This is a genomic window from Methanoregula sp., assembly GCF_049510175.1.
Lineage (GTDB): Archaea > Halobacteriota > Methanomicrobia > Methanomicrobiales > Methanospirillaceae > Methanoregula.
The window spans coordinates 1-1,051 of the sequence record NZ_JBEKZF010000040.1 but is presented as its reverse complement, the minus strand read 5'-3'; the positions used below and the strand labels follow the sequence as shown (position 1 = coordinate 1,051).

The window sequence follows — 1,051 nt, the reverse complement described above, 5'->3', positions numbered from 1 at the left end:
CTATGATCCTGATGGGGGTCGTGGTCGCCTCGGTCATTTAGCACCCGGTTCACCCTGCACAAAACACCCGGATTCCTCAGTCTCCGGTTTTTCTCCTTTCTTTAAGTATTCGCCCTCGGTTTTCGGGGGTACGTTTTCCGCACCCCTTTCAATGAACATATCGAGGCCGTAGGGATGCTTTTTGTTCGCTATCCTAATGATGTGCATCTCTGTCTCAATATACGAACGGTTCCAACAGGTCGGCGAATGTCTTAGAATGCCGGGATAGCGATAAAGTTCCCCACACCAACGACATTGATACTTACTCAATTCGTTCCCTCCTTGCAATCACGGGCATTCTCTTTAGGTCCGGTTTCACTAGATCGTCCCGTCCGGCCTTGTCCTCTTTATAAGGAGCATTTAAAGAAGATGGAGGGGGGTTTTGTGCACCCCCGTAAATGACCCATAGCTCGGACGCTAGGATGCCGTCGAACATTCTCCGGCGTCTTCTTTCCTCTGCTCTGAATTGTTCTTTACACCTTGAACAATGCCCCATGCAGACCTGTTTCCAGGGATGATAAAAGAACCGATAGCGGTGCCGGCGATTGTAAATTCGGATTGTATGCGTCACTTGTTTGCCTCCATGATCGCCTCAATCTGGGGTAAGGTTTCGGCTATGAACCGTGCGACCTTTACCTGATTGTCCATCATGCTCTCGAATTGGTTCTTGATGAACCAAACGAACCGAGCATAGGAGAACTTGACCACCAGGACCGGTTCTTCTTTCTCATCCCGAATGAACATGAGAATGGTCTGGTCCATCGGCTGATATTCAATGGTAACCAAACCCTTCACTTCGGGAATGTTCTTCCATGTTCCACCGGGATAATCAATCCGACAGATGCCATCATAGGCGACGGTCATCGGCCACTTGTCATCCGGGTCGTTCATATCCCGAACCTCGTGGCATCGCTGTACTTCTGGGACCGCTGCCTGATGTTCAGATGTAGATAGATTTGCGTGACCTCGATCGAGCTATGCCCCATATTGTTCTGGACCATCGGCAGAGGAA

Annotated in this window: 2 protein-coding genes; both read right to left on the bottom strand. The window is 49.9% G+C overall.

What is annotated here, in order from left to right:
- Positions 1 to 33: 33 nt before the first annotated feature.
- Positions 34 to 207: a hypothetical protein gene (locus ABSG49_RS12265; protein WP_424026419.1), complete on the bottom strand. Its 174-nt coding sequence runs from the start codon at positions 205 to 207 to the stop codon at positions 34 to 36.
- 399 nt (positions 208 to 606) lie between these two features.
- A complete protein-coding gene (locus tag ABSG49_RS12260) occupies positions 607 to 930 on the bottom strand; it encodes a hypothetical protein (protein WP_424026418.1) in 324 nt (107 codons plus the stop codon).
- Positions 931 to 1,051: the final 121 nt, after the last annotated feature.